The following is a 24,787-nucleotide window of genomic DNA, read 5'->3' on the forward strand; positions in this document are numbered from 1 at the left end:
TCGGCATACTTCCAGCAAAGGACCCGTTCATGACTCTGGGATTGAGTGACGAGGACCGCGAGCTCCGCGATTCCGTGCGCGGCTGGGCGGCGCGCCACGCGACGCCCGAAGTGATCCGCGCCGCCGTGGAGGCGGAGGCGGAATCCCGTCCCCGCTACTGGGGTTCGCTGGCCGAGCTCGGCATGCTGGGACTGCACCTGCCCGAGGACGTCGGCGGTGCGGGCTTCGGCCTGCTCGAAACCGCGATCGTCGCAGAGGAACTCGGGCGCGCGATGGTGCCCGGACCGTTTCTCCCGACCGTGATCGTCTCGGCCGTCCTGAACGAGGCGGGTCGTCGCACCGGACTCGACGGGCTCGCGGACGGTTCGCTCCTCGGGGCGGTGTCCCTCGAACCGGGGGGACTGCGGATCGTTCGCGAGAGCGGCGCGGTCCGCCTCTCGGGCACCTCGGGTGCCGTCCTCGGCGGTCAGGTGGCCGACCTGTTCCTGCTCGCGGCCGACGACGACGGCGAGCGGGTCTTCGTCGTCCTCACCCGCGACGATCTCGAGGTCACGAATCTGCCGAGCTACGACGTGGTCCGGCGCAACGCCGAGATTACCGTGAGCGCACTGGAACCGGCCGCCGACGACGTGCTGACGCTCGATGCGCGCCGGGTCGTCGATATCGCGGCGACCCTGTTCGCGGCGGAGGCGGCCGGTCTCGCGGACTGGGCCACCACGACCGCCGCGGACTACGCGCGGGTGCGCAAGCAGTTCGGTCGCGTCATCGGGCAGTTCCAGGGTGTCAAGCACACCGTCGCCCGGATGCTGTGCCTCACCGAACAGAGCCGGGTCGTGGCATGGGACGCGGCGCGAGCACTGGGGGAGGATGTCCCGGTCGACGAGGCATCACTCGCCGTGTCCGTCGCAGCATCGATCGCACCGGATGCGGCCGTCCAGGTCACCAAGAACTGCATCCAGGTTCTCGGGGGCATCGGGTACACCTGGGAGCACGACGCCCATCTGTACATGCGTCGCGCGCAATCCCTCCGAATCCTGCTGGGTTCCACGGCGTCCTGGCGCCGCCGGGTCGCCCGCCTCACCCTCGACGGTGCCCGCCGGGTACTGAGCGTCGAGCTGCCGGCCGAGGCGGAACGGATCCGGGAGGAGGTCCGCGCCGAGCTCGAACCGGCACTGGCCCTCGAGCCGGAGAAGCGGAAGGTGTACCTGGCGGAGAAGGGATACACCACCCCGCACCTGCCCGAACCGTGGGGCAAGGCCGCCGACGCCGTCACCCAGCTCGTCATCGCCGAGGAACTGCGGGCTGCGGAGCTGGAACCGCACGACATGATCATCGGCAACTGGGTGGTACCGACCCTCATCGCGCACGGCAGCGCCGAGCAGATCGAGCGGTTCGTCCCGCAGTCACTGCGTGGTGAGATCGTGTGGTGCCAGCTCTTCTCCGAACCGGGGGCCGGTTCCGACCTCGCCGGACTGTCGACCAAGGCGGTCAAGGTGGAGGGCGGATGGAAGCTCGACGGCCAGAAGGTGTGGACGTCCATGGCGCGTGTCGCGGACTGGGGTATCTGCCTCGCCCGCACCGACACGGAGGCACCCAAGCACAAAGGACTGTCCTACTTCCTGATCGATATCAGGAACACCCCAGGCCTCGACATCCGGCCCCTGCGTGAGATCACCGGTGAAGCCCTGTTCAACGAGGTGTTCCTCGACGACGTGTTCGTGCCCGACGAATGCCTCGTCGGTCAGCCCGGCGACGGATGGAAACTCGCCCGTACCACCCTCGCCAACGAGCGCGTCTCGCTCTCGCACGACTCGACCTTCGGGGCGGGATGCGAAGCCCTGATGGCGATTGCACGCACCACCCCCGGCGGTCCGGACGACGAACAGCTCACCGTGCTCGGCAAGGTGCTCGGTGATGCCGCGTCCGGTGGCCTCATGGGCCTGCGTACCGCTCTCCGCTCACTGTCCGGTGCCCAACCGGGCGCCGAGTCCTCCGTCTCCAAACTGCTCGGAGTCGAGCACATCCAGCAGGTCTGGGAGCTCGCGATGGAGTGGGCCGGCCCGGCGTCGTTGGTCGACAACGGGGATCGCAGCTCGGCGACGCACATGTTCCTCAACGTGCAGTGCATGTCGATCGCCGGTGGAACGACCAATGTCCAGCTGAACATCATCGGAGAGCGGATCCTCGGTCTGCCCCGCGATCCCGAACCCGGAAAGTGAGCGCCCGTGCCCATCGATCCGCATATCGCGCTGTCCGCCGCCCCCACTCTGCGTGAGGCCGTGTGGACCGAACGTGACGTGATGCTGTACCACCTCGGCCTGGGCGCGGGTGCCGACTCGCTGAATCCTGCTGAACTGCGGTGGGTCTACGAGAAGGACCTGCAGGTCCTGCCGACCTTCTCGATGGTCGCGGGGCAGGGGATCTCGGCCGGGGCGGTGACGCCGGCCGGACTGAACCTGCCGGGCATCGACATCGACCTGCGCCGGATCCTCCACGGCGGTCAGTCCGTCAGGGTGCACGCCCCGATCCCGGTATCGGGCACCGCGACGATCTCCTCGCGCATCGCCGACGTGTGGGACAAGGGCAAGGCGGCGGTGATCGTGCTCGAGCAGTCCGCGACGGACTCCGAGGGAAACCGGTTGTGGACCAACGCGATGCAGATCTGGGCGCGTGGCGAGGGTGGTTTCGGCGGTCGGCCCGGCCCCGAGGCGCCGCACGGGGTCCCCGAGCGGGAGGCCGACGCGATCCTCGTCTCGCCCACGAGCACGCAGCAGGCGCTGGTGTACCGGCTCAGCGCCGACATGAACCCGCTCCACGCCGATCCCGAGTTCGCTCGGGCGGCCGGTTTCGATCGTCCGATTCTGCACGGCCTCGCGTCGTACGGTGTCGTGTGCAAGGCCGTCGTCGACGGTCTGCTGGACGGAGATCCCACACGCGTCCGGTCGTTCTCGGTGCGATTCGCCGGCTCGCTGTATCCGGGCGAGACGATCGAGACCGCCGTGTGGCGCGACCGCGACACGCTCACGCTGCTCGCCACCTGCCCCGAACGTGACGGGCAGCCGGTGCTCACCCACGCCACGATGGAGGTCCGATGAAGGTCGATCCGAACGTCCACCCCACGGTCGGCACCGCGCCCGACGGCACGGTACTGACCTCGGCACCGCAGGACACCGCCGTCGACCGCGCGACCGCCGCCGCACGACGTGTGGTGGACGCGCTGTTGCGCACGGATCGCGCCAACGCGAATCTCGAGCGGGTCGCGGAAGAACTCGACAGCATCGCCGAACATCTCGAAGAGCACGCTCCCGAGGTGGAGGAACGCTTGATCGACATGTGGCACGGGGAAGGCGTCACGCGGCACGACCCCGTCACAGGCCCGGAGAACGCGCTCGCGCCACCGCTGGTGCTCGCCGGACGTGAGGACGGATCGGTGGAAGGCGTCGTGGAACTGACCTTCCCCTATCAGGGTCCTCCCGGGCACGTACACGGTGGTGTCTCCGCGCTTCTGCTCGACCACACCCTGGGCGTGGCGAACGCGTGGGCCGGGCGCAGCGGAGCCACCGCCCAGCTCAACGTCCGTTATCACCGTCCGACCCCGCTGTTCGAACCGTTGACGATCTCGGGCCGCCTGGTCGAGCAGAACGGCCGGAAGATCGACACGGTCGGAGAGATCAGGACCGCGGACGGCACGGTGTGCGTGTCGGTCGAGGCGCTCTTCATCGACAAGACGGTTCCCCGTCCTCGTTGACGATCGCACCGCGCACTCGTCGGATTCGGGAGAGGACACTGGCATGGGGAAGCTGGACGGACGGGTGGCAATCGTCACCGGAGCCGGGATGGGAATCGGCCGGGGAGTCGCAGGCGCGCTCGCCCGTGAGGGCGCGAGCGTCGTGGTCGCCGAAGTGGACGAGGCGGCGGGTGTGGACACCGCGCGATGGCTCACCGACCGGTGGGGTGTGCGGGCGCATTTCGTGCCGACCGACGTCACCGATCGTGAACAGGTGCACGCGATGGTGGATTCGGCCGCAGCCGAGTTCGGCCGTCTCGACATCCTGGTCAACAATGCCTGGCGCTCACTGGGATTCGCGCGGATGGAGGCGACGTCCGAAGAGAGCATGCAGGCGGGTTTCGACATGGCCGTGATGGCGGCCTTCCAGGCGATGCAGCGTGCCTATCCGGAGCTCGCCCGGCACGGGACCGGCCGTGTGATCAACATGTGCAGCCTCAACGGTGTCAATGCCCACATGTACTCGGTGGCGTACAACGCCGCGAAAGAAGCGTTGCGCAGCATGACGCGTACCGCGGCCCGGGAATGGGCGCCGGCACAGGTGTGCTGCAACGTGATCTGCCCCGGTGCGCAGAGCGCGGCCTATCAGCGGGTCGCGGAAGCCGACCCGCAGATGGCGGCGACGCAGGCCGCGGCGAACCCGATGGGCCGTATCGGTGACCCGCTCGAGGACATCGGTACCGTCGCGGCCTTCCTCGCGAGCGACGACTCGCGTTATCTCACCGGCAACACGCTGTTCGTCGACGGCGGTAGCCACATCAACGGCGTGCAATGGGCGCCGGATGTCGACTGAGATCCCTACGGAGGATCCATGATCTCTCGCACTTCCCGGCGCGTGGCAGCAGCGGTCGCCGCGGTCTCGATGCTCGGCATCACATCCTGCTCTGCCACCGGCGGCGCCGAGGAGACGGCCGGTGGCCCCGGGTCGCTGGTCACCGACCGCCCCCTCACCGGCACGGCGGCGCTTCCCAGCGCATCACGGACGCATCTGATCACCTATCTGTCGGAGGGGGCGGACCGGCGCCCCGTCCTCGTCTCCGGCACCGTCGCGATCCCGGACGGAGACGCACCCGAGGACGGCTGGCCCGTGATCAGCTGGGCGCACGGCACCACGGGGGTGGGGGATGCCTGTGCGCCCTCGGCCGACTCACCCGGCGGGCCGGCCCACTCCTATGTCGGGAGGACGACCGCCATGCTGGACCGCTGGGTCGCGGACGGTTACGCAGTGGTCCAGACCGACTACGAAGGCCTCGGCACTCCGGGCGGCCACCCGTACATGAACGGAGAGAGCGCGGCCGACAGCGTCGTCGACATCGTGCGTGCCGCCAGGGAACTCGATCCTGCCATCGGGAACCGTTGGGTCTCGATGGGGCACAGCCAGGGTGGGCACGCCGCACTGTACGCGGCGGCACGCGGGGAGGAACGCGCCCCGGAACTCGACCTGCAGGGGGCGATCGCTCTCGCTCCGGGAAGCCGGACCAGTGAGACGGCCGAGTTCTACGCGACCGCCGGTCCTGCGATCGGTCCGGCGCTGAGCTTCCTGCCCGTCCTGCTGCTCGGGGCGCAGGCTGCGGATCCGGCCCTCGACGCCGACGCGATGCTCACGGAGGAATCGCGCCCCCTGCTCGACGCCGCGCGTACCGGATGCATGGACGACATCCGTGAAGCGGCGGCGTCGGTCCCGGTGGACCGGGTGTTCGCACCGGATGCCGACCTCGATGCGCTTCGTGAGTACTACGCCGGTCAGGAACTCGAAGCCCTCGCGCTGTCGGTGCCCACGCTCGTCGTGCAGGGAACCGAGGATGTGCTGGTCTCGCGTGCGATCACCGACGAGGTGACGGCTGCGCTGTGCGGCAACGGCGCCGACCTGACCTACCGGGTGTACGAGGGAGCCGATCACCGCGCGGTGCTCGAGGAGTCCTTCGACGACGTGCGGGCGTTCGTCGACGGAGTACGCGCGGGCGCCCCGCAGGAGGGGACGTGCGGCTGACCTCGCAGCCGCTCATCCCGTCTTGATGCGTTCGGGGGCCGTGTAGACGTTCATCGTGTCGCCGCGGAGGAAGCCGACCAGGGTCAGGTCCGACTCCGCGGCGAGGTCGACGGCGAGCGACGACGGCGCCGACACCGCGGCGAGTATGGGAACGCCGGCCATGACGGCCTTCTGTACGAGCTCGAACGATGCGCGCCCGCTCACCATGAGCAGGCTGTGCGACAGCGGAACCCGGTTGTCGGTCAAGGCCCACCCGAGGACCTTGTCGACGGCATTGTGTCTGCCGACGTCTTCCCGCAGGGCCAGCAGCGCGCCGTCGAGCGTGAACAGTGCCGCGGCGTGCAGGCCTCCGGTCGAGTCGAACACCTGCTGGTGCCGGCGGAGGGTCTCGGGCAGGGCGGCGAGGGTGTGGGTGCCGATCGTCGCACCCGCGGAATTCCGGAGCGGATATCGAGTGCGGGTGCGCACCTCGTCGAGCGAGGTCTTTCCGCACACCCCACACGCGGAGGTGGTGGCGAACGCGCGTCGTCCCGTCCCCTCGGGGATCGTGACACCGCGGGCGAGGGCGACATCGAGCACGTTGTAGGTGTTCGCGCCGTTCTCGTCGACGCCGTCGCAGTACCGTACGGACTCGATGTCCTCCCGGCTCCCGATCATGCCTTCCGCGAGCAGGAAACCGTGGACGAGATCGACATCGTGCCCGGGGGTGCGCATCGTGATCGTCAGCGCCTCACCCCCGACCCTGATCTCGAGTGGTTCCTCGACGGCGAGGGTGTCGGGTCGCCGCGTCGCCGTGTCCGCCGTGATGCGCAGGACCGGTCGACGTGTCGTGACGCGTCCCATCGTCTACCTCCCGTACAGGTGCAACTGCGCGTGCCGTTCCTTCGAAGGACTGCATCGCATCGTCCCTCCATACTGCCGTCCGGTGCCGCGCGCCGCCCGCGTCGCCCGGGATCCGGCCCCGTTACACGAAGTTCATCCCCGCCTCGCAGGGACATTACAGAGCAGGTCCACTCTCAGGGAACGGTGATGAATGCGGGTCACCGAACGGCGTAGGGGTTGCGTACCCCAGGATCGAACAGGGTGGACAGATATGGAACAGGCACTCGCGGCCGCCGATACCGCCTGGATTTTGGCGGCGTTCACGGCAGTCGTGCTGATGATCCCGGGCCTGGCGCTGTTCTACAGCGGCATGCTCGGCGTCAAGAGCGCGCTCAACATGATCATGATGGTCTTCGGCGGCTTCGCGGTCACCGCAGTGCTGTGGGTGCTCTTCGGTCCCGCCGCGGTGCTCGGCGACAGCGTCGGAGGGCTCGGCCTCATCGGTGATCCGTTCAGCGACATCGGGCTGAACTCGCTCCTCGAGGAGGATCCGTCCGGGGGCATGCCCGCTGCACTGACAGCGGCCTTCCACCTCCTCTTCGCCGGAATCACGGTGGCGATCATCGCCGGGGGCGTCGCCGACCGCATGAAGTTCTCGGCATGGATGGTGTTCTCGGGAATCTGGGTCGTCCTCGTCTACTTCCCCGTCGCGCACTGGGTCTTCGCCTTCGACGACGAGGAAGCGGGCACGAAGGGCGGATGGATCGCCAATACTCTTGCTGCGCACGACTTCGCGGGTGGCACCGCCGTGCACATGAACTCGGGTGTCGCGGCCCTCGCGCTCGCTCTCGCGCTCGGGCGTCGTCGCGGCTTCCCGCACGTGGCGCGTCCGCACAGTCTGCCCCTGGTCGTTCTCGGCGGGGGAATCCTGCTCTTCGGCTGGTTCGGATTCAACGGTGGTTCGGCGGGCGGAGCCAACCACACGGCAGGTGTGGTCGTGCTGAACACGCTCGTCGCAGCGATGGCCGGCCTGCTCGGATGGCTGATCGTCGAACGCATCCGGGAGAAGCACGCCACGACGCTCGGCGCGATCTCCGGCGTCATCGCCGCCCTCGTGGGCATCACCCCCGCAGCCAGCCTCGTCTCCCCGCTCGGCGCACTGCTGATCGGCGCCGTCGCAGGCGCGGTCGGCTGCTTCGCCGTGGGCTGGAAGTTCCGCATGGGTTACGACGATTCCCTCGACGTCGTCGCGATCCACCTCATGGGCGGCGTCGTGGGCACCACGTTGATCGCCTTCGTGGCGACGGCAGCCGCACCCGCCGGGGTCGACGGCCTGTTCTTCGGCGGGGGGATCGATTTCCTCGGGCGTCAGGTCGTGGCGATGGCAGCGGTCTTCGCATACTCCTTCGCCGTGACCTTCCTCATCGCCAAGGTTCTCGACAAGATCATGGGCATCCGGGTGGACGCCGAAACCGAGATCCAGGGGATCGACGTCCCCGTCCACGGCGAGACGGCATACGTGATGGACTCGTTCTCACCGGCCGGGCCGTCGCCGATGCGCCCGGAGGTCTTTGCTGCAGATCGCGACGTCATCGTGCCCACCAAGCCCTGACGGAATCGTCCGCAGGCAAGGCGCCAGGAGCCCTCACCGCGCACCGAGGTGAGGGCTCCACGCGTTCACGGCTGATGGTTGTCCGGATATGCGGTGACGGCCAGGAACCGGATGGGCAGAGTCACGAGCTCGTTGGGTCCGTGCAATCCTTCCCCGTCGAGGAGCAGGGCGTCGCCCGGCTGCAGCCGGTATTCGGAATCACCGTGCCCGTACAGCATCTCGCCTTCGAGCATGTACAGGAGTTCGGTGCCGGGGTGCTGGAAGAGTGGAAAGACGTCGCTCGCGTCGGTGAGGGTCACCAGGACCGGTTCGAGTCGTTTGTGCTGTCCGCGCAGAGCGCCGAGCAGTTCGTAGTGGTGACCGACCCGGGTACCGCGGCCCACGATCTCGGCGCCGTGGCCGTTCTTCGTGAACACCGCTTCGCGGTGGGTGTCCGCGCCGCGGAACAGGGACGTGACGGGGACGTCGAGGCCGGCCGCGAGACGGGCGAGGGTCGACAGGCTGCACGAGGTCTGGGCGTTCTCGATCTTCGACAACATGGCTTTGGAAATCCCGACTTTCGCGGCCATGTCGCCGACGGACAGACCGCTGGCCAGTCGTAACGAGCGGACCTGGTGCGCTATCGCGCGCTCGAGGTCGACGCCGGTAGGAGTGCCGCGCGGGACTTCGCGTCCGGAATCGTCGTACAGGACGCCGCGCTCGGGACTGGTCATGTCGTCAGCGTAGCGTGTGTCCACTGACAGTGGACGCGGGCGAGCCCTCCGCAGGTTCCGGAACCGGGACCCGCGGAGGGCGCGCAGATGATCTGTGGGGTGGATCAGGCCGGCCGGCCGGGGATCCAGTCCGTGCCGGCGAGCGGCACCCGTGCCATCGCCGCGGCCTCCAGGGTGACGGCGACGAGATCCTGCGGTTCGAGATTGCGCAGGTGCGACTTGCCGCACGCCCGCGCGATGGTCTGCGCTTCCATCGTCAGCACTCGCAGATAGTTCGCGAGGCGACGTCCGCCCTCGACCGGATCGAAGCGGGCCTGCAGCTCGGGATCCTGGGTGGTGATGCCGGCGGGATCCCTGCCGTCCTGGAAGTCGTCGTAGAAGCCGGCGGCCGAACCGAGTGCTTCGTAATCCGCCTGGTAGCGGGGATCGTTGTCGCCGAGTGCGATCAGCGCAGCCGTCCCGATGGCGACGGCGTCGGCGCCGAGCGCCATGGCCTTGGCGACATCGGCTCCCGAACGGACACCGCCCGAGACGATCAGCTGCACGCCGCCCGGGGTGCGGTGCACCCCGAGTTCCTGCAGCGCCTGCACGGCCTGGGGGAGTGCGGCGAGCGTCGGGATACCGACGTGTTCGATGAAGACGTCCTGGGTCGCGGCCGTCCCGCCCTGCATCCCGTCGACGACCACCACGTCGGCGCCGGCCTTCACCGCGAGCTTGACGTCGTAGTAGGTGCGGGTCGCGCCGACCTTGACGTAGATCGGCTTCTCCCAGCCGGTGATCTCCCGCAACTCGATGATCTTGATCGCCAGATCGTCGGGCCCGGTCCAGTCGGGATGGCGGCACGCGCTGCGCTGATCGATACCCACCGGCAAGGTGCGCATTCCCGCGACACGTTCGGTGATCTTCTGACCCAGCAGCATTCCGCCACCACCCGGCTTGGCGCCCTGACCCAGGACCACCTCGATCGCATCCGCCTTGCGCAGGTCGTCGGGATTCATCCCGTAGCGGGACGGCAGGTACTGGTAGACCAGGTGCTCGGACTGTCCGCGCTCCTCGGGGGTCATCCCTCCGTCGCCGGTGGTGGTGGACGTACCGACCTCGCTCGCACCGCGCCCGAGTGCCTCCTTCGCACCTCCCGACAGCGCACCGAAACTCATCCCTGCGATGGTCACCGGAATATCCAGGTGTAGTGGATACTTCGCGTGACGGTCACCGAGCACCACGTCCGTCTCGCACTTCTCGCGGTAACCCTCCAACGGATACCGCGACATCGACGCGCCGAGGAACAGCAGGTCGTCGAAGTGGGGCACCGTGCGCTTGGCTCCCCAACCACGGATGTCGTAGATGCCGGTCGAGGCGGCACGCTGGATCTCGTGGATGACGTTGCGGTCGAAGGTGGCGGATTCACGCAGTCCGGGGCGGAAGGTCATGGAAGTCTCCTCGGGTGTCGAGCGGGCGGACAAGGGCGAGCGGTCAGTACGCTGTGGCGTTGTCGACGTGGAAGTGGTAGAGCTGCCGGGCCGAGCCGTACCGGGTGAATTCGGTGGGATCCGCGTCGAAGCCGGCCGCGTCGAGCAACTCCTGCAGCTCGGCCAGGTGTTCGGAACGCATCTCCTTCTTCACGCAGTCCGCGCCCAGCGAGGCGACGGTGCCCCGCACGTAGATCCGTGCCTCGTACAGCGAATCACCGAGTGCCTCACCGGCATCGCCGAGGACGACGAGCCGCCCCGCCTGGCCCATGAAGGCGCTCATGTGTCCGACATCGCCACCGACGACGATGTCGACGCCCTTCATCGAGATGCCGCAGCGCGCCGCGGCGTTGCCTTCGATCACCAGCAGCCCGCCGTGGGCGGTCGCGCCCGCGGATTGCGAGGCATCGCCGGTGACGCGGACCGTGCCCGACATCATGTTCTCGGCCACACCCACGCCGGCGTTGCCCTCCACGACGACCCGTGCGTGCTGGTTCATCCCCGCCGCGTAGTAGCCGACGTGACCTTCGATGTGGACGTCGATCGATCGGTCGAGGCCGCACGCGAGGGCGTGAGCGCCCTGGGGATTGGTGACGTGCGCGCGAGCCGGTGCTTCCATCGCCTGCAACGCCGCGTTGAGTTCGCGGGCGGTGGTCACGTCGAGGTCGAACGAGGTGGTTGCAGGCGCAGTGGCGGGGGAGAGTGCGTCGGTGGTCATGGTGGTCTCCGGGTTCGGGATGCAGTCGGATGCGGTCAGCGGTGCCATACGTAGACCCGTTCCGGCTCGGGTTCGAAGATGTGGGCGTCCGCGATCCCCGGAAGTCCCGCGAGCGCGCGGAATTCGGATGCCATCGCCACGTACGCGTCGCACTCCGCGACGATCGCGGGCTTGCAGGCGATGGGGTCTCGGACCACGGCGAACGAATCGGAGGTCGAGACGAGCAGCGTGTAGAAGCCGTCGAATCGCTCCCGGAGCAGGCGTAGCGACTTCTCGAGGTCGGCGCCCTCGGAGAGATGCTTCGCGACGAATCGGGCACCGACCTCCGTGTCGTTCTCACTGTCGAATCGCACTCCTTCGGCCTCGAGTTCGCGCTTGATCGACAGGTGATTCGAGAAGGAGCCGTTGTGGACGAGGCACTGGTCGGGCCCGACCGCGAAAGGATGGGATCCCGCTGCGGTGACCGCCGATTCGGTGGCCATGCGAGTGTGGCCGACCCCCTGCCACCCCGATGTCGCCGGCAGCCCGAAGTGTTCTGCGAGATCACGCGGATCGCCGGTGCCCTTGAGTACGGTCACGTCGTCGCCGAAGCCGATGACGGTCGCTGCCGGTGCGACCGTGCGCACGGTGTCGGCGAGCAGAGATGCGGGGACCGGCGCGTGCACCACGGTGGTCGGTGCGAGGTCGATCGTGCTCACGGCGATCCCCAGGGCGTCGCTCAGAGTTCCGGCGAGTTCCGCGGGGGCATCGAGCAGCGAGACGGTCGATTCGCCGGCAGGGGAGAAGGCCGGGCTGCCGTAGACGGCGACACCCGCCGAGTCGGGACCGCGGTCCACCATCTGCCCGAGCATGCCGGTGAGCAGGGCGCCCAGCCGAGGTTCGAGCGCGGTGTCCCGCACGTGAAGTCCGACGATTCCGCACATGGTCGTCTCTCCTGTTCGATGGGTTCAGAAAGCGGTCAGGTAGCTGTCGATCTCCCAGGGGGTCACGGTGTTGTGCCACTGGAAGAACTCCTCCCGCTTGAGGGAGGCGAAATAGTCGGCGACACCCGGACCGGCCGCATCGAGGGCGCCGACGACGACCGGGTCGGCCTCGAGTGCGTCCATCGCGTGCAGCAGGGTCATCGGCAGGATGTCGGACGATCCGCCGACTCCGGGGGCGCCCGGATCGAGTCGACGTTCGATGCCGTCGAGTCCGGCGGCGACGGTCGCCGCCGTGGCGAGATAAGGATTCGCGGAACCGTCGCCGCCGCGCAGTTCGACGCGGTTGGAGTCCGGGACACGCAGGTAGTGGGTCCGGTCGTTGCCGCCGTAGGTGGCGTGGCGGGGCGACCAGGTCGCCCCGGACGAGGTGGTGGTTGCGCCGGTGCGCTTGTAGGAGTTGACGGTCGGCGCGATGACACCCTGCAGCGCGCTCGCATGCTCGAGGATGCCTGCGATGAACGCGTACGCGGTCTCGGAGAGGCCGAGCCCTCGGGGGTCCGCGGCGTCCGGGAATGCCGGTGTCTCCCCGCGCCAGAGCGACAGGTGCATGTGCATCCCGGAACCGGTGCGATCGGCGAAGGGCTTGGGCATGAAGGTGGCCGTCATGCCGCGCTGTTCCGCGAGGACCGACAGCAGATAACGCAATGTCACCACGCGGTCGGCGGTGGTCAGCGCGTCGGCGTACCGGAAGTTCTGTTCGAACTGGCCGTTGCCGTCCTCGTGGTCGTTCGCGTAGTTGCCCCATCCGAGGCGGTTCATCGCCGCCGAGATCGAGGTCAGGTGGTCGTACATGCGGGTCACATCGCGGGCGTCGTAGCAGGGCCGGAGCGAGGTGTCGAGACGGTCGGCGGTGTGGAGCGCCCCGTGCTCGTCGCGCTGGACGAGGAAGTACTCGATCTCCGTACCGACCTTGATCGTCAGGCCCGTGCGTGCGGCCTCGGCGAGGGCACTCTTGAGGATCACGCGGGGCGCGAACGGCCAGGGCTCGCCTTCCACGTGCGGATCGCAGTGGACGAGCGCGAGTCCTTCCCGCACGAACGGGATGGGGGTGAACGAGCTCGCATCGGGGACGGCGACGAGATCGGGGTCCTTCGGCACCTGCCCGATGGTGCCGGCGGCGTAACCGGCGAAACCGACGCCTTCGGTCTGCAGTTCGTCGACGGACTCGACGGGAACGAGCTTGGCGCAGGGCTTTCCGGAGAGGGTCGTGAAGACCGTGAGGATGAATCGGGTGTCGGTGGATCGGGCGAGCTCGGCGAGGTCGGGGGATTCGGAGGTCGCGGGCGACCGCCCGCTCGTCGACTGGAGACGCAACACGGACATGTCGGTGGCTTCCAGCGTCATGGGGACTCCTCGGTTTCGACGGCGTAGTTTCACTATAGTGTTCAATGTCGAATACAAGGAAACACAGAGGTCATGACAGGCGTGTTACGCGACAGTGAGATTGTGGTGACGCTTGTGGCGAGCGAGCGGAAGCGCCGACACGACGACGGGGCGACCCGAAGGCCGCCCCGTCGTCGAGGTGAAGTCGAGCTCGTCAGCGAAGCCCGAAAGAGTTCCCGATGATGTCGCGCTGGATCTCGTTGGTGCCGCCGTAGATCGTGGCGCCCAGGGCGGCGCGAACGTGCTGCACCATGTCGAACTCGGTGGAGTAGCCGTAGCCGCCCATCATCTGCATGCCCTCCAGGGACATGGCTTTGGCGACCTCCGTGGCCTTGAGCTTGGCCATCGAGGACGCCCGCGCCAGGCCCTGCGGGTCGTCACCGGCGTCGGCGCGGTGAGCGACGTCGTAGACGAGCAGACGCGCGCATTCGATCTCCGTCGCGAGATCGGCGATCCGGTGCTTGATCGCCTGGTACGAACCGACCCGACGACCGAACTGGGTGCGCTCGGTGACGAACGTCAAGGCGTCGTCGAAGGCACGCTCGGCGACGCCGAGCATCTGCGCCGCGAGGATCAATCGTTCGGTGGCGAGACCGGGCATGAGTTGTGCCCAGCCCCGGCCGATGTCGCCGACCACCGAGTCGGCAGGCAGCACGCAGTCGGCGAAGTAGAGATCGTTGACCTCGGTACCGTTCATGGTGTCGATGCCGTTGATCGCCAGTCCCGGCGTGTCGGCCGGCACGTGGAACATGGTCAGCCCGTGGTGCTTTTTCTCGCCGCGCTCGGTGCGCGCGACCAGGAGAATGCTGTCCGCTTGATGAGCGTTGGTGATCCATGTCTTCTGACCGTTGATCACCCAGCCGTCCGCGGTGCGCTCGGCGCGGCAGCTCAGCGCCGCAACGTCGGAACCGGCTTCCGGCTCGGACATCGCGATCGACAGCGCCGCGCCCTCCGTGACCCGGGACAGCACCGCGGTCTTGAGATCCTCGTTCGCGAATCTGGTGTAGACGCCCGCCGTGATGAGGGTGGTCCCGTGCCACGGGACCGGGGCCATGCCCCGGGCGAGCTCTTCGAGGAGCACACACAGGTCGACGTGATTTCCGCCGGCGCCACCGTACTCCTCGGGGACATTGATGGCGGCCCAGCCGAGTTCGGCGATCCTCCGGTTGAGTTCGAGGCTGTGTCCTTCCCTGCCGCAGTCGGTGAGCTTGTCGCGTTGTTCGCGCGTACCCACCTCGCGACGGCAGAACTCGCGGACGGCTGCCGCGAACTCGCGTTGTTCCTCGCTGAGCATCACAGTCATGAAAGTCTCCTGATCGTTCGAATGGTGCTGCTCAGGCGGGGTCGCCCACACGGACCCGGCCGTCGTGCGACTGGTCGTCGCGGTCCTCGGTCACCGCGTCGGACGTGAAATGGTGCCGCATGGAGGCCGCGGCAACGAACGAGACGACGGCGGTCACGACGAGAATCGCGGCGAGGGGCCACCAGTGCTTCGACCCGTCGGTCGGGACGAGCGCCGCTGCGACGAGCGGGGTGGGAGCAGCCCAAGCGACACCCGAGAAGGCGCTGCACAGAGCGACGCCGCTGTAGCGAACCTCGGTGGGGAAGAGATCGGCGGTCATACTCGAGACCACCGCGTAGGTGGTGGCATGGCCGAGTACGAGTGCTGCCGAGAAGGCGATGATCATCAACCCCATGTTCCCGGTGTCGAACAACGCGAACAGCGGGAACGCGAAGGCGCCGGTGAACACCACGCCGCCGACGAAGACCGTCCAGGCGGAGAGCCGGTCGCACAGGATGCCCACCCCGACCATCGCGAACAGATCGACCGTCGCCGCGACGAGCAGGATCATGAGGGTGTCGCTCTTGGTGAATCCGTGGATGTTCGTCGCCATCGTGAGCATGTATGTGGTGATCAGGTAGAACAACACGATCACGCTGGCCTGCAGGCCGATACCGGCGAGGACTCGGCTCGGCATCGTGCTCAGGACGGTCGCGATGGGATTCTTCGTGACGGTGCCGGTCTGCTTGATCTCGGAGAACTCGCTCGATTCCTCGACGCCGAGCCGGATCACGAGGCCGATGAGGACGAGGACGAAACCGGCGAGGAACGGGATTCGCCATCCCCAGGACATCAGTTGGTCCTCGGGCATCCGGGCGACGAAATACATCACGACGGTGGCGAGCACCAATGCGAGCGGGCTCGCGATCTGCGGCGCGGAGCCGTAGAAGCGCTCGCGGGTCTTCGGGGCGTTCTCGACACTCATGAGAACTGCACCGCCCCACTCACCGCCGACGGCGACGCCCTGGAGGAAGCGCAGCGCGGTGAGCATGATCGGCGCCCAGATGCCGATCTGCTCCCAGGTCGGCAGAAGACCGATGAGCCCCGTGGCGGCACCCATCACCGTGAGAGTGGTGATCAGGGTTGTGCGCCGCCCCAGGCGGTCTCCGAGATGACCGAAGACGAACGCGCCCACCGGGCGTGCGAGGAAGGCGACACCGAGGGTCGCAAAGGAAGCGAGGACGCCGACGTTCGACCCCAATTCGGGGAAGAAGATCGTCGAGAAGACGAGCGTCGCGGCTGTGGCGTAGATGAAGAAGTCGAACCACTCGACTGTGGTACCTACAAGGCTGGCGAGAAACGCCCTTTTCTGTTGCTTGGTTCCGAAACTGGAAGCGGCGTGTGCGGTCATCTGAGTCCCTTTCGGCGGGAACTGCGTGTGGGGCGGGGTGATTCCTTCGGTAGAGCCGGGCGGCGGAGTGGCGCTCAGAAACTCGCGTGGCCGCCGGAGAGCACACCCAGGGTGTCGATGCGCGTGTCGAAATCGACGTCGGTGCCTGAAGCCTGCGCACGGACGGAGAGAGTGGTGTCGGGGAGAACGGGGGCTGCGAAGCGTGCGCGGAGTTCCCTCAGTTCCCACGGCTCGGCTCCCACGGCGCCGGCGACGGTACGCGCCGCGATACCCAGCGTGCACAGTCCGTGGAGGATGGGACGTTCGAAACCGTAGCCCGACGAGACCTCCGGATCGATGTGGACGGGGTGCAGATCGCCGGTGAGTCGGTACAGGGAGGGAAGATTCGCCGCGACATGGACGTCCTCACGGAACTGCGCGTCTGCGAGATCGACCCGGGGTGACGACGGCGCACGTTCGCCGCCCCAGCCTCCCGATCCCGGCAGGTGGATCGCATACGTCGCGGTGAACTGCTCGCACTCGACCGCGACGTCGATCGTTGCGGCCGACCCCTTGTCCCACACGTCGGCGATGCGCGCATGCATCTCGAGCTTGCCGGCAGGAGGCAGTGGAGTACGGACCGTCAGCTGCTGTGCGGCATGCAGCGACTTCAAACGGTCGTAGGCGCCGAGCGAACCGGCGTCCTCCACGGCCCACAGTCCGAGTCCGAGCCCGAAGGTGGGCAGTACATGCAGATCCCGCTCGTAGACCAGCGACAGCTGGTCGGGACGGGCACCGACGCACAACGCGTAGAGGATGGCGTCGGATTCGTCGTAGGACACGACGCGGGTACCGAGATCGTGGCCTTTCAGCGCAGCGACGGCGTTCACCGGAATGCTCCGATCTTCGTGACGGCCTGCCCGAGGACCAGAGTGTGGACCTCGTTCGTGCCTTCGTACGTGTAGACGGACTCGAGATTGTTCATGTGGCGGATCACGGGGTACTCCAACGTAATTCCGCTGGCACCGAGCATTCCGCGAGCTTCGCGAGCCACGTGCAGGGCCTGGGCGACGTTGTCCTTCTTGCCGAAGCTGATCTGGGCCGGTGCGAGGCTGCCGGCATCCTTGAGCTTGCCGAGGTGGATGGCCAGCAGGTGGGCGCGGTTGACGCGGATCAGCATGTCGGCGAGCTTGCCCTGGGTGAGCTGGAAACCGGCCAGGGGCTTGCCGAACTGGGTGCGCTGCAGGGTGTAGTCGAGCGCGGCCTCGTAGCAATCGCGCGCCGCGCCGACCGCCCCGAACAGGATTCCGAAGCGGGCCTCGTTGAGGCACGACAGGGGGCCCTTCATTCCGACGACGCCGGGCAGCACCGCCTCGGCGGGCAGGCGGACGTTGTCGAGGACGATCTCGGCGGTGATCGAGGCGCGCAGCGACAGCTTCTTCTCGATCTTGCGGGCCCGGTAACCCTCGGTCTTGGTGTCGACGACGAAACCGCGGATGCCCTCGTCGGTCTGCGCCCAGATGACGGCCACATCGGCGATGCTGCCGTTGGTGATCCACATCTTGGTGCCGTTGAGAATCCAGTCGTCACCGTCGCGGCGGGCGGTGGTGCGCATGCTCGACGGGTCGCTGCCCGAATCGGGCTCCGTCAGGCCGAAGCAGCCGATGGCGTCGCCGGCCGCCATACGCGGCAGCCACTCCTGCTTCTGCTCCTCGGATCCGAACTTCCAGATCGGGAACATCGCCAGCGAGCCCTGCACGGAGACGAAGCTGCGGGCTCCGCTGTCACCGGCCTCGAGCTCGAGGCAGGCCGAGCCGTATGCGACCGCGCTCATGCCGGCACAACCGTAGCCGTCGAGATGCATGCCGAGCATGCCGAGTTTGCCGAATTCGAGAGCCATCTCCTTCGGGAACTCGTGGTTCTCGAACCACTCGCCGACATTCGGCTTGATCTTGTCGTTCACCAGCCGGCGAACCGTGTGGGCGACCATGCGCTCCTCCTCGCTCAGCAGTTGCTCGAGCGCGAGGAAGTCGTGCGGGTCGGGGGTGAGCGTGGTGTTGGTCATGGGCTTCCTTCGGAAGTAGGGTCGGGAGACTTCAGGCGCCGTGCCGCGCTGCGGCGGCGCTCACGGCGGCGTGACGATCGGGACTGTCCATCGAACGGATTCGCGCTCCTTGCCATTCGACGTCGTCGTAGTGACCGTCGTCGAGCCGATGGAGCAGGGACCGGGTGGCGGCGAGTGCGTCCCGGGGAAGGCCGGCGAGTCGCTCGGCGAGTGCGAGTCCGTGTTCGCGGGAATCACCGTCGGCCGTGTGCGTGACCAGTCCGCTGCCCAGGGCGTCCGCCGCGTCGAACCGTTCGGCGAGGACCAGCAGCCGGGTGATCGTCGTGCGGGGGAGCACGGAATGGAGCCGGCGGATCGATTGCGGGTTGTAGAGCAGGCCGAGCTCGACCGCAGGGACCCGGAACCAGGCCTTCGGCCCGGTGATCCGGACGTCGCAGGAGGTGGCGAGTTCGACGCCCGCGCCGACGCACGGGCCGTCCACGACCGCGATCACCGGGACCGCGCTGGTGCGGATCGCCGAGCATGCGCCCTCGAGATCCCGGTCGTAGTCGAGGTCGGCGGATGTGCCGGTCAGGTCTGCGAAGTCCGCACCGGCGCAGAACACCCGGCCGGAACTCGTCAGCATCACGGCGCGGACGTCCTCCGGGAGATCGGTGAAGACCTGCCGGAGTTCGACGAGCAGTGCGCGCGACAACGCGTTCCGTCGCTCCGCGCGGTCGAGGATGATCTCGAGGACGCTCCCGTGCCGCCGGAGATCGAGCCCGGCGGTCACGGGACGGGCTCCGGTTCCGGGACCGTCGCGTCGGCCCAGCGTTCTCGCACCGGTGTGTAATCGAATGCGAGGGCCGATTCGAGGGATTCGGCGAGGTTCAGCAGGTCGGCGTCGCGTCCCCGGGCGGCGACCAATTGTGCACCGATCGGCAGCCCGTCGTGAACGCCCGCCGGAATCGAGATCGCCGGCGTGGCAGCCACGTTGAACGGTGACGTGAACGGGAACGCTCCCCAGAGCCAATCCGCCTTCTCGCCGTCGATGATCTTCGGGCGCTGGTCGTGGGGGAAGGCCACCGTGGCCACCGTCGGAGTGAGAATCGCATCGAAGCGGTGGAGGAAGCCGTCGATGCGCCTCCGGAAGTCGCCGAGAGCCTCACGTGCGACGGCCACGTCCGCGCTGGTCAGCCGCAATGCCGCCCGCAGGCTGGCGTGTTCGTAGGAAGTGAGCAGTTCCGGGCGTTCGAGCAGATGGGCGCGTTCGCGGAGTTCGTCGTCGAGTACGAGCGGTCCGAAGATCTCGTTCCAGCCCTGGATCGGCACGTCGGTCTCGATCACCTCGTGACCGAGATCCGACAGTGTGGAGGCAACCGATTCCAGTGCGTGGACGACAGCGGGATCGACGGGACGACCGTCGGGGCGGGGGCAGTACGCGATCCGCCGGTTCGGTGCCGAGGCGCGCGCCAGCTCCACCTCGGCGAGAACCTCCACCATGATGCGGGCATCGTCGACCGTCCAGGCGAGTGGTCCGGCCGTGACGAAGTCCGTCATCGCGCGGAATCCGCGTTCGTCCGCGCACAGTCCCGTGGTGGGTTTGTACCCGACGAGCCCGCTGAAAGCGGCGGGAATCCGGATGGATCCGCCGCCGTCGGAGCCGAGCGCGATCGTGGCGAGACCGGCACCGACCGACGCCGCGGCACCACCGCTCGAGCCGCCCGGCGTGCGGGAGACGTCCCACGGGTTGCCGGTTTCGGGTCCGAGCAGGTTCTCGCTGGTGGCCGACTGGCAGAACTCGGGAACGTGGGTCTTACCCGGCATCACGGACCCCGCGGCCCGCAGACGGGCCACGGCCCCGGAGTCCGAACGGGCGACGCGTCCCCGCTGGGTCAGCGACCCGAGTCCGGTCTCGGTATCGGCAAGGTGGAAGGCGTCCTTGACGGAGACCGGAACTCCGAGCAGTGGTGCGCGCTCTCCGCGGCGGTAGCGTTCGGCCGCGTCTGCGGCCTGCCGGCGAGCGAGATCGGCGGTGATCGTGACGTAGGCGCGAACCTCGGTATCGATCCGTTCGATCCGGTCGAGGGTCTGCTCGGTCACATCGACAGGGTCCAGATCGCCGCGCGCGTAGGCGTCGGTCAGCTCCCTGATGGGCAGGTGCAACGGGTTGTCAGCCATGCGGGTGCACCCCGCCGCTGATGCCGTAGACCTCACCGGTGACGTAACCGGCGTCGGGTCCGGCGAGGAACGAGACGAGACCGGCGACGTCCTCGGGGCGTCCGACGCGCCCGACGAGGGACCGGTTCTCCGCGTAGCCGGAGAAGAATTCGTCCGGGTAGATCTTGCGAAGGAAGTCGTTGTAGATCAGGCCCGGGGTGATGGCGTTGACCCGGATGCCGTGCTTGCCGTTCTCCGCGGCGGCGACGCGTGTCAGAGCGAGGACGCCGGCCTTCGCGGCGGAGTAGGCGGCACCGTGCTCGGTGCTGGTCTCGTAGGCGGCGATCGAGCTGATGTTGACGATCGCGCCGGAGTTGTTCTGCTGCATCACCGGAAGCGCGTACCGCATGGTGTAGAAGGTGCCGTTCAGATCGACGTCGAGACAGCGCTTCCACGTGTCCGAGGACATCTCGGCGACGGGTTCGATCTTGCTCCAGCCGGCGTTGTTGACGAGAACGTCGAGTCGGCCTTTCGACGAGGCGATCTCGGATACGACGGTGTCGACCCGGGACTCGTCGGTGACGTCGAGGACGTAGTGGTCGAACGAGCGGCCGTGTTCGGCGGCCAGCTTCTCGGCGAGTTCCTTGCTGCGGCGCTCGTGGACGTCGGTGATGACGACATCGAAACCGTCTGCGGCGAGGCGGGTGGCGATCGCGGCGCCGATCCCTGCGCCCGCGGCGGCGGTGACGAGGGCGGTGGGGCGTTCCTGCATCATGGGGCCTTTCGGAAGGTGTTGATGATCGGGAGATGTCGTGTCGGGTTCGTCAGGAACCGAGGATGCGGTGGAGGAGGTCGATCGACTGTTCGGGCTGGTCGACGAGCATCAAGTGACCGGCACCGGTGATCTCGTGGTAGGTCGCGTGTTCGATCGCACCGAGGATGATGTCCGCCGCCTTCCTGGGGCAGAAGGTGTCGTTGTCCGCGCCGACGATCGTGACCGGAACCTCGGTGCCGATCCTCGACAGTTCGGGAGTGAGCGGCGACTCGACCAGAGCCGCCATCGCGGTGGAGGCGTTGATGTAACCGTGTGCTTCCCCGACGGCGTCGAGCCGGAATGCGGTGACGGCATCGAGGTCGGAAGCGGGATTGTGCAGGGCCGCGGCGGTGTCGGCGCGCAGTGCCGCCTGTTGTTCTGCACGGTCGGTACCGCGGAACAAGTCGATGCGTCCGGCGTAGAAGCCTGCTGCGCCGCGGCCCACGACGCTCGATGTGCCGAGAGCGACGACCTCGGTGACGAGGTCGGGACGTTCTGCTGCTGCCGACAGCACCACGGTGCCACCGAGGGAGAAGCCGACGCAGATCGCGGGACCGGTGATCTCCTCGAGGAAGGCGATCAGGTCGTCGCGCAGTTGGGTGAGAGTCCCGGCGGGGGAGCCGACGGTGGTGCGGCCGTGCCCACGGAGGTCGTAGGCATAGGTGGTGACCCCGAGGTCGGCTGCCTGCACGGCGCGCCAGCTGCGGTGGTCCTCGGCCAGTCCGTGGATCAGGACGACCGCGGGGCCCTGGCCGGCACGTGTGTAGGTCACGTCGATGTCTCGTAGCGTGACGGTCTGCGTCGTGACGCTGTCGATGTTCGCGGTCATGCTGTCTCCTGACGAAACGAGTTCTCTGAGCACGTTCTTGCGGATCTTTCCGGCGGGGGTCTCGGGCATCGCCGACACGATGCGGATCGACTCCGGCCACAGCCGGCGGGGGACGTTGCGCTCGGACAGCCAGCCGATCAGTTCGTCGAAGGACGGAGCGTCGCCGAGAGACTGGACTACGGCGCAGATCCGCTCGCCGAGGCGCTCGTCGGGACTGCCCACGACGGCCACTCGGGAGATCTGTGGGTGACCGGAGAGCGCGTTCTCGATCTCGACGGGGGAGATGTTGACTCCGCCGCGGATGATGAGGTCTTTCAGGCGGCCCGTCAGACGCAGATAGCCGTTGTCGTCGACGATTCCGGTGTCACCGGTGCGGAACCAGCCGTCGGCGGTGAAGGAGTTGCGGTACAGCTCGTCCTGACCGATGTATCCGAGGAAGAGCGACGGCGTCCGCATGACGATCTCGCCGTCGGTGCCGCGGGGAGCGATCACGCCACGGTCGTCGATCGTCTCGAGGGTGACGCCGGGCATCACCTTCCCGCAGGTGCGAGCGACGAGTTCGACGGAATCGTCCGGCAGGCTCGAGGTGGCCCCGCCCTCGCTCATCGCCCAGATCGCGGCGATCCGGGTGCCGGGCATCTGCTCCTGGGCCTGTTCGATGAGGCTCGGTGCGACGGGTGCACCACCGCACAGGAAGATGCGCATCCCGGCGAGCTTGGGAGCGGCCGAGTCCCATGCGGTGTCCACGACATCCTTGAGGAACGGCGTAGCTGCCACGGTGATCTCACAGCCGTACCGCTCGACCAGTTCGAGAGCGCGTCGCGGGTCCCAGGCGTCCTGCAGGACGAGCGCGGCACCGGTCATCAGCGACATCCGCGCGCCGTGCCAGAAGCCGGTGCTGTGCCCGAGAGGTGAGGGCATGAAGATCGGGTGCTCCCCGGAGACCTCGTAGCGGTCGATGACCATCCGGTTGTAGGCACTCAGGCTCGACTCCGAGTGGGCGATCGCCTTCGACTTGCCGGTGGTGCTCGACGAGAAGAGCACGTGGGCGAGGCCCTCCGGATAGGGGGGAACAGCGACCGGTGGACCGGCGAAGGTGCGCCAGGTGCGGGTGCCGTCGGTGCCGTCGACGAGCAGCACGTGGATTTCGCGTCCGAGTTCTTCTGCCAGAACTGCGGATTCGGCGGCGAAATCGCGGCCACGGTGGGATCCGGGCAGGACGACGGCCTTCGCTCCGACGAGTTGTGCGGTGTAGGCGATGGACTTCGGGTCGGTGGTGACCGGCAAGGTCGCCGGTATCAGGTCACCTCGTACTGCTCCGAGATAGGAGGCCATCCATTCGGTCCAGTTGGGCATGCAGAGGATGACCAGGTCACCGGCGTTCAATCCGTGGGCAACGAATTCTCGTTCGATGTCACCTGCGAGTTCCCACAGGTCTGCGCGAGTGAGGGAATGACCCCGATCGTCGCAGACCGCCACGGCGTGCGGGTCGTGCGCGAGGTGCCCGAGAAACAGATCGAGGGGAGTCCGGGCGCCGGCGGCGGTCGGGCGCTCGCCGGGTAGGGCGGGGGCGAGGGTGGTTGCACGGGAATTCACGAAGACTCCGTTTCGGTGGAAGCCGGATGCAGAAGGCGCGGTCCGAGAGGCGGTCGCGGCGGTGTTGGAACGATTCTGTGGGGTAACGTGGCTCACGTCAAGAGAGTGACGTCGCTTTTTTGTAAACAATGATGACGACTGTGTAGAGCGGTTACGATGCCCGCAACGAAAGGAGGGACATGCCGCACCAGCCGAACACCACCAAGGGGCGTCGCACCCGCACCAAACTGCTGGAGGCCGCGCGCTCGGTCTTTGCCCGCGACGGATATGTCGGCGCCACCATGAGCGGTGTGGCGACGGAAGCGGGAATGTCACTCGGGGGGTTGTACAGATATTTCAGCGACAAGGAAGACTTGTTCGCCGCGTTGATCGCCGACACTCACGACGATTTGTTCCGCGCCAGCGGTGCGACCGAACACCGCATCGAGGATGACCCGTACCAGGCACTTCTCGAAGCGAATACCGGCTATCTGACGCACTACTACGACAACCGCGACATCATGCGCACGCTGGTCGAAGCGGCGAATGTGGACCCGCGGTTCCGCGACTTCTGGTGGCAGATGCGCAACCGGCACATCGATCGCTTCACGACGGTCCTGAAGCTCAAGTGCGCGGTGGAAGTGGTCGACGGCGTCGATGTGAGAGGCACGGTCGAGGCCCTCGCCTGCATGGTCGAGCAATCGGCGTACGTCTGGTACGCGCAGGAGGAGATGCAGCGAGCGCCCATGCCCATCGAAGAGGGCGCGAACATCGTCACCCGCATCTGGCACCGCGCCTTCTTCGGTGACGATCACTGACGCGAGATCTCCCGCGCGCGACGTCGTTCGCGTGATCGCTTGCCGTGCTCGGCCGCGGGCCTTCGTGTCCGCGGCCCGGAGGTCGTCGGGTCCGAGCGGAATCGGTTACACGCGTTAACCGAGCGGCAACCATCCCCGCGTTTCGCCTCATTACTGTCTGTTTCACGTCAGCGATCGACGTTCTCGCCTCATCGGGGTGTTCCGCACTGCTCGAGGGAGTCCTCATGCCCGACACCACCACTGCGCCGGCTTTTCGCGTGAGTTCCGGTTTCCGGACGGCACTTCCGCAGATGCCGGCAGGCGAATTCCCCGACGCGAAGGGATATATCGGCGACGTCCGTCCGAGACCCGGCGGGGCGCTCGCGTACTACGCCGGCCTCCTGTCCGTCGCGCCGTAG

General features: G+C 67.6%; 22 protein-coding genes. 8 read left to right on the plus strand and 14 right to left on the minus strand.

Annotation, left to right across the window (positions count from 1 at the left end; all coding sequences use genetic code 11):
• Positions 1 to 29 precede the first annotated feature (29 nt).
• Genes MOM01_RS04185 through MOM01_RS04205 form a run of 5 tightly spaced genes read left to right on the plus strand, consistent with a single transcriptional unit; the run spans position 30 to position 5,777 of the window.
• A complete protein-coding gene (locus MOM01_RS04185) occupies positions 30 to 2,219 on the plus strand; it encodes an acyl-CoA dehydrogenase (protein ID WP_241384149.1) in 2,190 nt (729 codons plus the stop codon).
• A 6-nt stretch (positions 2,220 to 2,225) separates the two neighbouring features.
• On the plus strand, positions 2,226 to 3,095 hold the full coding sequence (locus MOM01_RS04190; RefSeq protein ID WP_241384150.1) for a MaoC/PaaZ C-terminal domain-containing protein: 870 nt from the start codon (positions 2,226 to 2,228) through the stop codon (positions 3,093 to 3,095).
• Complete coding sequence (locus tag MOM01_RS04195; protein ID WP_241384151.1) at positions 3,092 to 3,748, plus strand: PaaI family thioesterase; 657 nt, start codon at positions 3,092 to 3,094, stop codon at positions 3,746 to 3,748. The genes MOM01_RS04190 and MOM01_RS04195 overlap by 4 nt, the downstream gene beginning before the upstream one ends.
• Before the next feature lie 43 nt (positions 3,749 to 3,791).
• Positions 3,792 to 4,580: an SDR family NAD(P)-dependent oxidoreductase gene (locus MOM01_RS04200; RefSeq protein WP_241384152.1), complete on the plus strand. Its 789-nt coding sequence runs from the start codon at positions 3,792 to 3,794 to the stop codon at positions 4,578 to 4,580.
• A gap of 18 nt (positions 4,581 to 4,598) precedes the next feature.
• A complete protein-coding gene (locus MOM01_RS04205) occupies positions 4,599 to 5,777 on the plus strand; it encodes an alpha/beta hydrolase family protein (protein WP_241384153.1) in 1,179 nt (392 codons plus the stop codon).
• A gap of 12 nt (positions 5,778 to 5,789) precedes the next feature.
• On the opposite strand, the gene fdhD is transcribed toward MOM01_RS04205, so the two are convergent.
• Positions 5,790 to 6,620 carry a formate dehydrogenase accessory sulfurtransferase FdhD gene (fdhD, locus tag MOM01_RS04210; protein ID WP_241384154.1) on the minus strand — a complete coding sequence of 277 codons (831 nt, stop codon included), beginning with the start codon at positions 6,618 to 6,620 and terminating at the stop codon, positions 5,790 to 5,792.
• Positions 6,621 to 6,870: 250 nt separating this feature from the next.
• On the opposite strand from fdhD, the gene MOM01_RS04215 reads away from it, so the two are divergent.
• The gene (locus MOM01_RS04215; protein WP_241384155.1) at positions 6,871 to 8,211 is read left to right on the plus strand and encodes an ammonium transporter; all 1,341 of its coding nucleotides are present in this window, start codon (positions 6,871 to 6,873) and stop codon (positions 8,209 to 8,211) included.
• Between the two features lie 65 nt (positions 8,212 to 8,276).
• On the opposite strand, the gene MOM01_RS04220 is transcribed toward MOM01_RS04215, so the two are convergent.
• The 13 genes from MOM01_RS04220 to MOM01_RS04280 all read right to left on the minus strand — a co-directional run bounded on the left by MOM01_RS04220 (position 8,277) and on the right by MOM01_RS04280 (position 23,592).
• Positions 8,277 to 8,924 carry a helix-turn-helix domain-containing protein gene (locus MOM01_RS04220; RefSeq protein WP_241384156.1) on the minus strand — a complete coding sequence of 216 codons (648 nt, stop codon included), beginning with the start codon at positions 8,922 to 8,924 and terminating at the stop codon, positions 8,277 to 8,279.
• Positions 8,925 to 9,028: 104 nt separating this feature from the next.
• A complete protein-coding gene (locus tag MOM01_RS04225; protein WP_241384157.1) occupies positions 9,029 to 10,354 on the minus strand; it encodes an FMN-binding glutamate synthase family protein in 1,326 nt (441 codons plus the stop codon).
• Positions 10,355 to 10,397: 43 nt separating this feature from the next.
• Positions 10,398 to 11,111 (minus strand): protein glxC, encoded by a 714-nt coding sequence (locus MOM01_RS04230; RefSeq protein WP_241384158.1) that lies wholly within the window; start codon positions 11,109 to 11,111, stop codon positions 10,398 to 10,400.
• A gap of 35 nt (positions 11,112 to 11,146) precedes the next feature.
• Positions 11,147 to 12,034 (minus strand): glutamine amidotransferase, encoded by an 888-nt coding sequence (locus MOM01_RS04235; protein ID WP_241384159.1) that lies wholly within the window; start codon positions 12,032 to 12,034, stop codon positions 11,147 to 11,149.
• A gap of 24 nt (positions 12,035 to 12,058) precedes the next feature.
• Positions 12,059 to 13,438, minus strand: coding sequence for a type III glutamate--ammonia ligase (glnT, locus tag MOM01_RS04240; protein ID WP_241384160.1), 1,380 nt, complete (start codon positions 13,436 to 13,438; stop codon positions 12,059 to 12,061).
• Between the two features lie 193 nt (positions 13,439 to 13,631).
• Complete coding sequence (locus MOM01_RS04245; RefSeq protein WP_241384161.1) at positions 13,632 to 14,780, minus strand: acyl-CoA dehydrogenase family protein; 1,149 nt, start codon at positions 14,778 to 14,780, stop codon at positions 13,632 to 13,634.
• A 31-nt stretch (positions 14,781 to 14,811) separates the two neighbouring features.
• Positions 14,812 to 16,170, minus strand: a complete 1,359-nt coding sequence (locus tag MOM01_RS04250; protein ID WP_241384162.1) for an MFS transporter — start codon at positions 16,168 to 16,170, stop codon at positions 14,812 to 14,814.
• 74 nt (positions 16,171 to 16,244) lie between these two features.
• A complete protein-coding gene (locus MOM01_RS04255; protein ID WP_241384163.1) occupies positions 16,245 to 17,039 on the minus strand; it encodes a MaoC/PaaZ C-terminal domain-containing protein in 795 nt (264 codons plus the stop codon).
• On the minus strand, positions 17,036 to 18,214 hold the full coding sequence (locus MOM01_RS04260) for an acyl-CoA dehydrogenase family protein (protein ID WP_241384164.1): 1,179 nt from the start codon (positions 18,212 to 18,214) through the stop codon (positions 17,036 to 17,038). The genes MOM01_RS04255 and MOM01_RS04260 overlap by 4 nt, the downstream gene beginning before the upstream one ends.
• Before the next feature lie 31 nt (positions 18,215 to 18,245).
• Positions 18,246 to 18,986 (minus strand): enoyl-CoA hydratase/isomerase family protein, encoded by a 741-nt coding sequence (locus MOM01_RS04265; RefSeq protein WP_241384165.1) that lies wholly within the window; start codon positions 18,984 to 18,986, stop codon positions 18,246 to 18,248.
• Positions 18,983 to 20,374 (minus strand): amidase, encoded by a 1,392-nt coding sequence (locus MOM01_RS04270; protein WP_241384166.1) that lies wholly within the window; start codon positions 20,372 to 20,374, stop codon positions 18,983 to 18,985. Before MOM01_RS04270 ends, MOM01_RS04265 begins: the two co-directional genes overlap by 4 nt.
• The gene (locus tag MOM01_RS04275; RefSeq protein WP_241384167.1) at positions 20,367 to 21,128 is read right to left on the minus strand and encodes an SDR family NAD(P)-dependent oxidoreductase; all 762 of its coding nucleotides are present in this window, start codon (positions 21,126 to 21,128) and stop codon (positions 20,367 to 20,369) included. Before MOM01_RS04275 ends, MOM01_RS04270 begins: the two co-directional genes overlap by 8 nt.
• 49 nt (positions 21,129 to 21,177) lie before the next feature.
• A complete protein-coding gene (locus tag MOM01_RS04280; RefSeq protein ID WP_241384168.1) occupies positions 21,178 to 23,592 on the minus strand; it encodes an alpha/beta fold hydrolase in 2,415 nt (804 codons plus the stop codon).
• 179 nt (positions 23,593 to 23,771) lie between these two features.
• Between MOM01_RS04280 and MOM01_RS04285 the strand changes: the two genes are divergently transcribed.
• Positions 23,772 to 24,389, plus strand: coding sequence for a TetR/AcrR family transcriptional regulator (locus MOM01_RS04285; protein ID WP_241384169.1), 618 nt, complete (start codon positions 23,772 to 23,774; stop codon positions 24,387 to 24,389).
• Positions 24,390 to 24,613: 224 nt separating this feature from the next.
• A complete protein-coding gene (locus tag MOM01_RS04290) occupies positions 24,614 to 24,787 on the plus strand; it encodes a hypothetical protein (RefSeq protein ID WP_241384170.1) in 174 nt (57 codons plus the stop codon).

This window comes from Rhodococcus sp. CH91 (genome assembly GCF_022554085.1).
Classification (GTDB): Bacteria; Actinomycetota; Actinomycetes; order Mycobacteriales; family Mycobacteriaceae; genus Rhodococcus.

Coding starts and splice junctions, on each gene's coding strand:
- glnT (WP_241384160.1), bottom strand. CDS start 13,438: ATGACGCTGGAAGCCACCGACATGTCCGTGTTGCGTCTCCAGTCGACG.
- MOM01_RS04290 (WP_241384170.1), top strand. CDS start 24,614: ATGCCCGACACCACCACTGCGCCGGCTTTTCGCGTGAGTTCCGGTTTC.
- MOM01_RS04230 (WP_241384158.1), bottom strand. CDS start 11,111: ATGACCACCGACGCACTCTCCCCCGCCACTGCGCCTGCAACCACCTCG.
- MOM01_RS04235 (WP_241384159.1), bottom strand. CDS start 12,034: ATGTGCGGAATCGTCGGACTTCACGTGCGGGACACCGCGCTCGAACCT.
- MOM01_RS04195 (WP_241384151.1), top strand. CDS start 3,092: ATGAAGGTCGATCCGAACGTCCACCCCACGGTCGGCACCGCGCCCGAC.
- MOM01_RS04250 (WP_241384162.1), bottom strand. CDS start 16,170: ATGACCGCACACGCCGCTTCCAGTTTCGGAACCAAGCAACAGAAAAGG.
- MOM01_RS04215 (WP_241384155.1), top strand. CDS start 6,871: ATGGAACAGGCACTCGCGGCCGCCGATACCGCCTGGATTTTGGCGGCG.
- MOM01_RS04225 (WP_241384157.1), bottom strand. CDS start 10,354: ATGACCTTCCGCCCCGGACTGCGTGAATCCGCCACCTTCGACCGCAAC.
- MOM01_RS04205 (WP_241384153.1), top strand. CDS start 4,599: ATGATCTCTCGCACTTCCCGGCGCGTGGCAGCAGCGGTCGCCGCGGTC.
- MOM01_RS04275 (WP_241384167.1), bottom strand. CDS start 21,128: ATGATGCAGGAACGCCCCACCGCCCTCGTCACCGCCGCCGCGGGCGCA.
- MOM01_RS04260 (WP_241384164.1), bottom strand. CDS start 18,214: ATGACCAACACCACGCTCACCCCCGACCCGCACGACTTCCTCGCGCTC.
- MOM01_RS04220 (WP_241384156.1), bottom strand. CDS start 8,924: ATGACCAGTCCCGAGCGCGGCGTCCTGTACGACGATTCCGGACGCGAA.
- MOM01_RS04285 (WP_241384169.1), top strand. CDS start 23,772: ATGCCGCACCAGCCGAACACCACCAAGGGGCGTCGCACCCGCACCAAA.
- MOM01_RS04270 (WP_241384166.1), bottom strand. CDS start 20,374: ATGGCTGACAACCCGTTGCACCTGCCCATCAGGGAGCTGACCGACGCC.
- MOM01_RS04185 (WP_241384149.1), top strand. CDS start 30: ATGACTCTGGGATTGAGTGACGAGGACCGCGAGCTCCGCGATTCCGTG.
- MOM01_RS04245 (WP_241384161.1), bottom strand. CDS start 14,780: ATGACTGTGATGCTCAGCGAGGAACAACGCGAGTTCGCGGCAGCCGTC.
- MOM01_RS04200 (WP_241384152.1), top strand. CDS start 3,792: ATGGGGAAGCTGGACGGACGGGTGGCAATCGTCACCGGAGCCGGGATG.
- fdhD (WP_241384154.1), bottom strand. CDS start 6,620: ATGGGACGCGTCACGACACGTCGACCGGTCCTGCGCATCACGGCGGAC.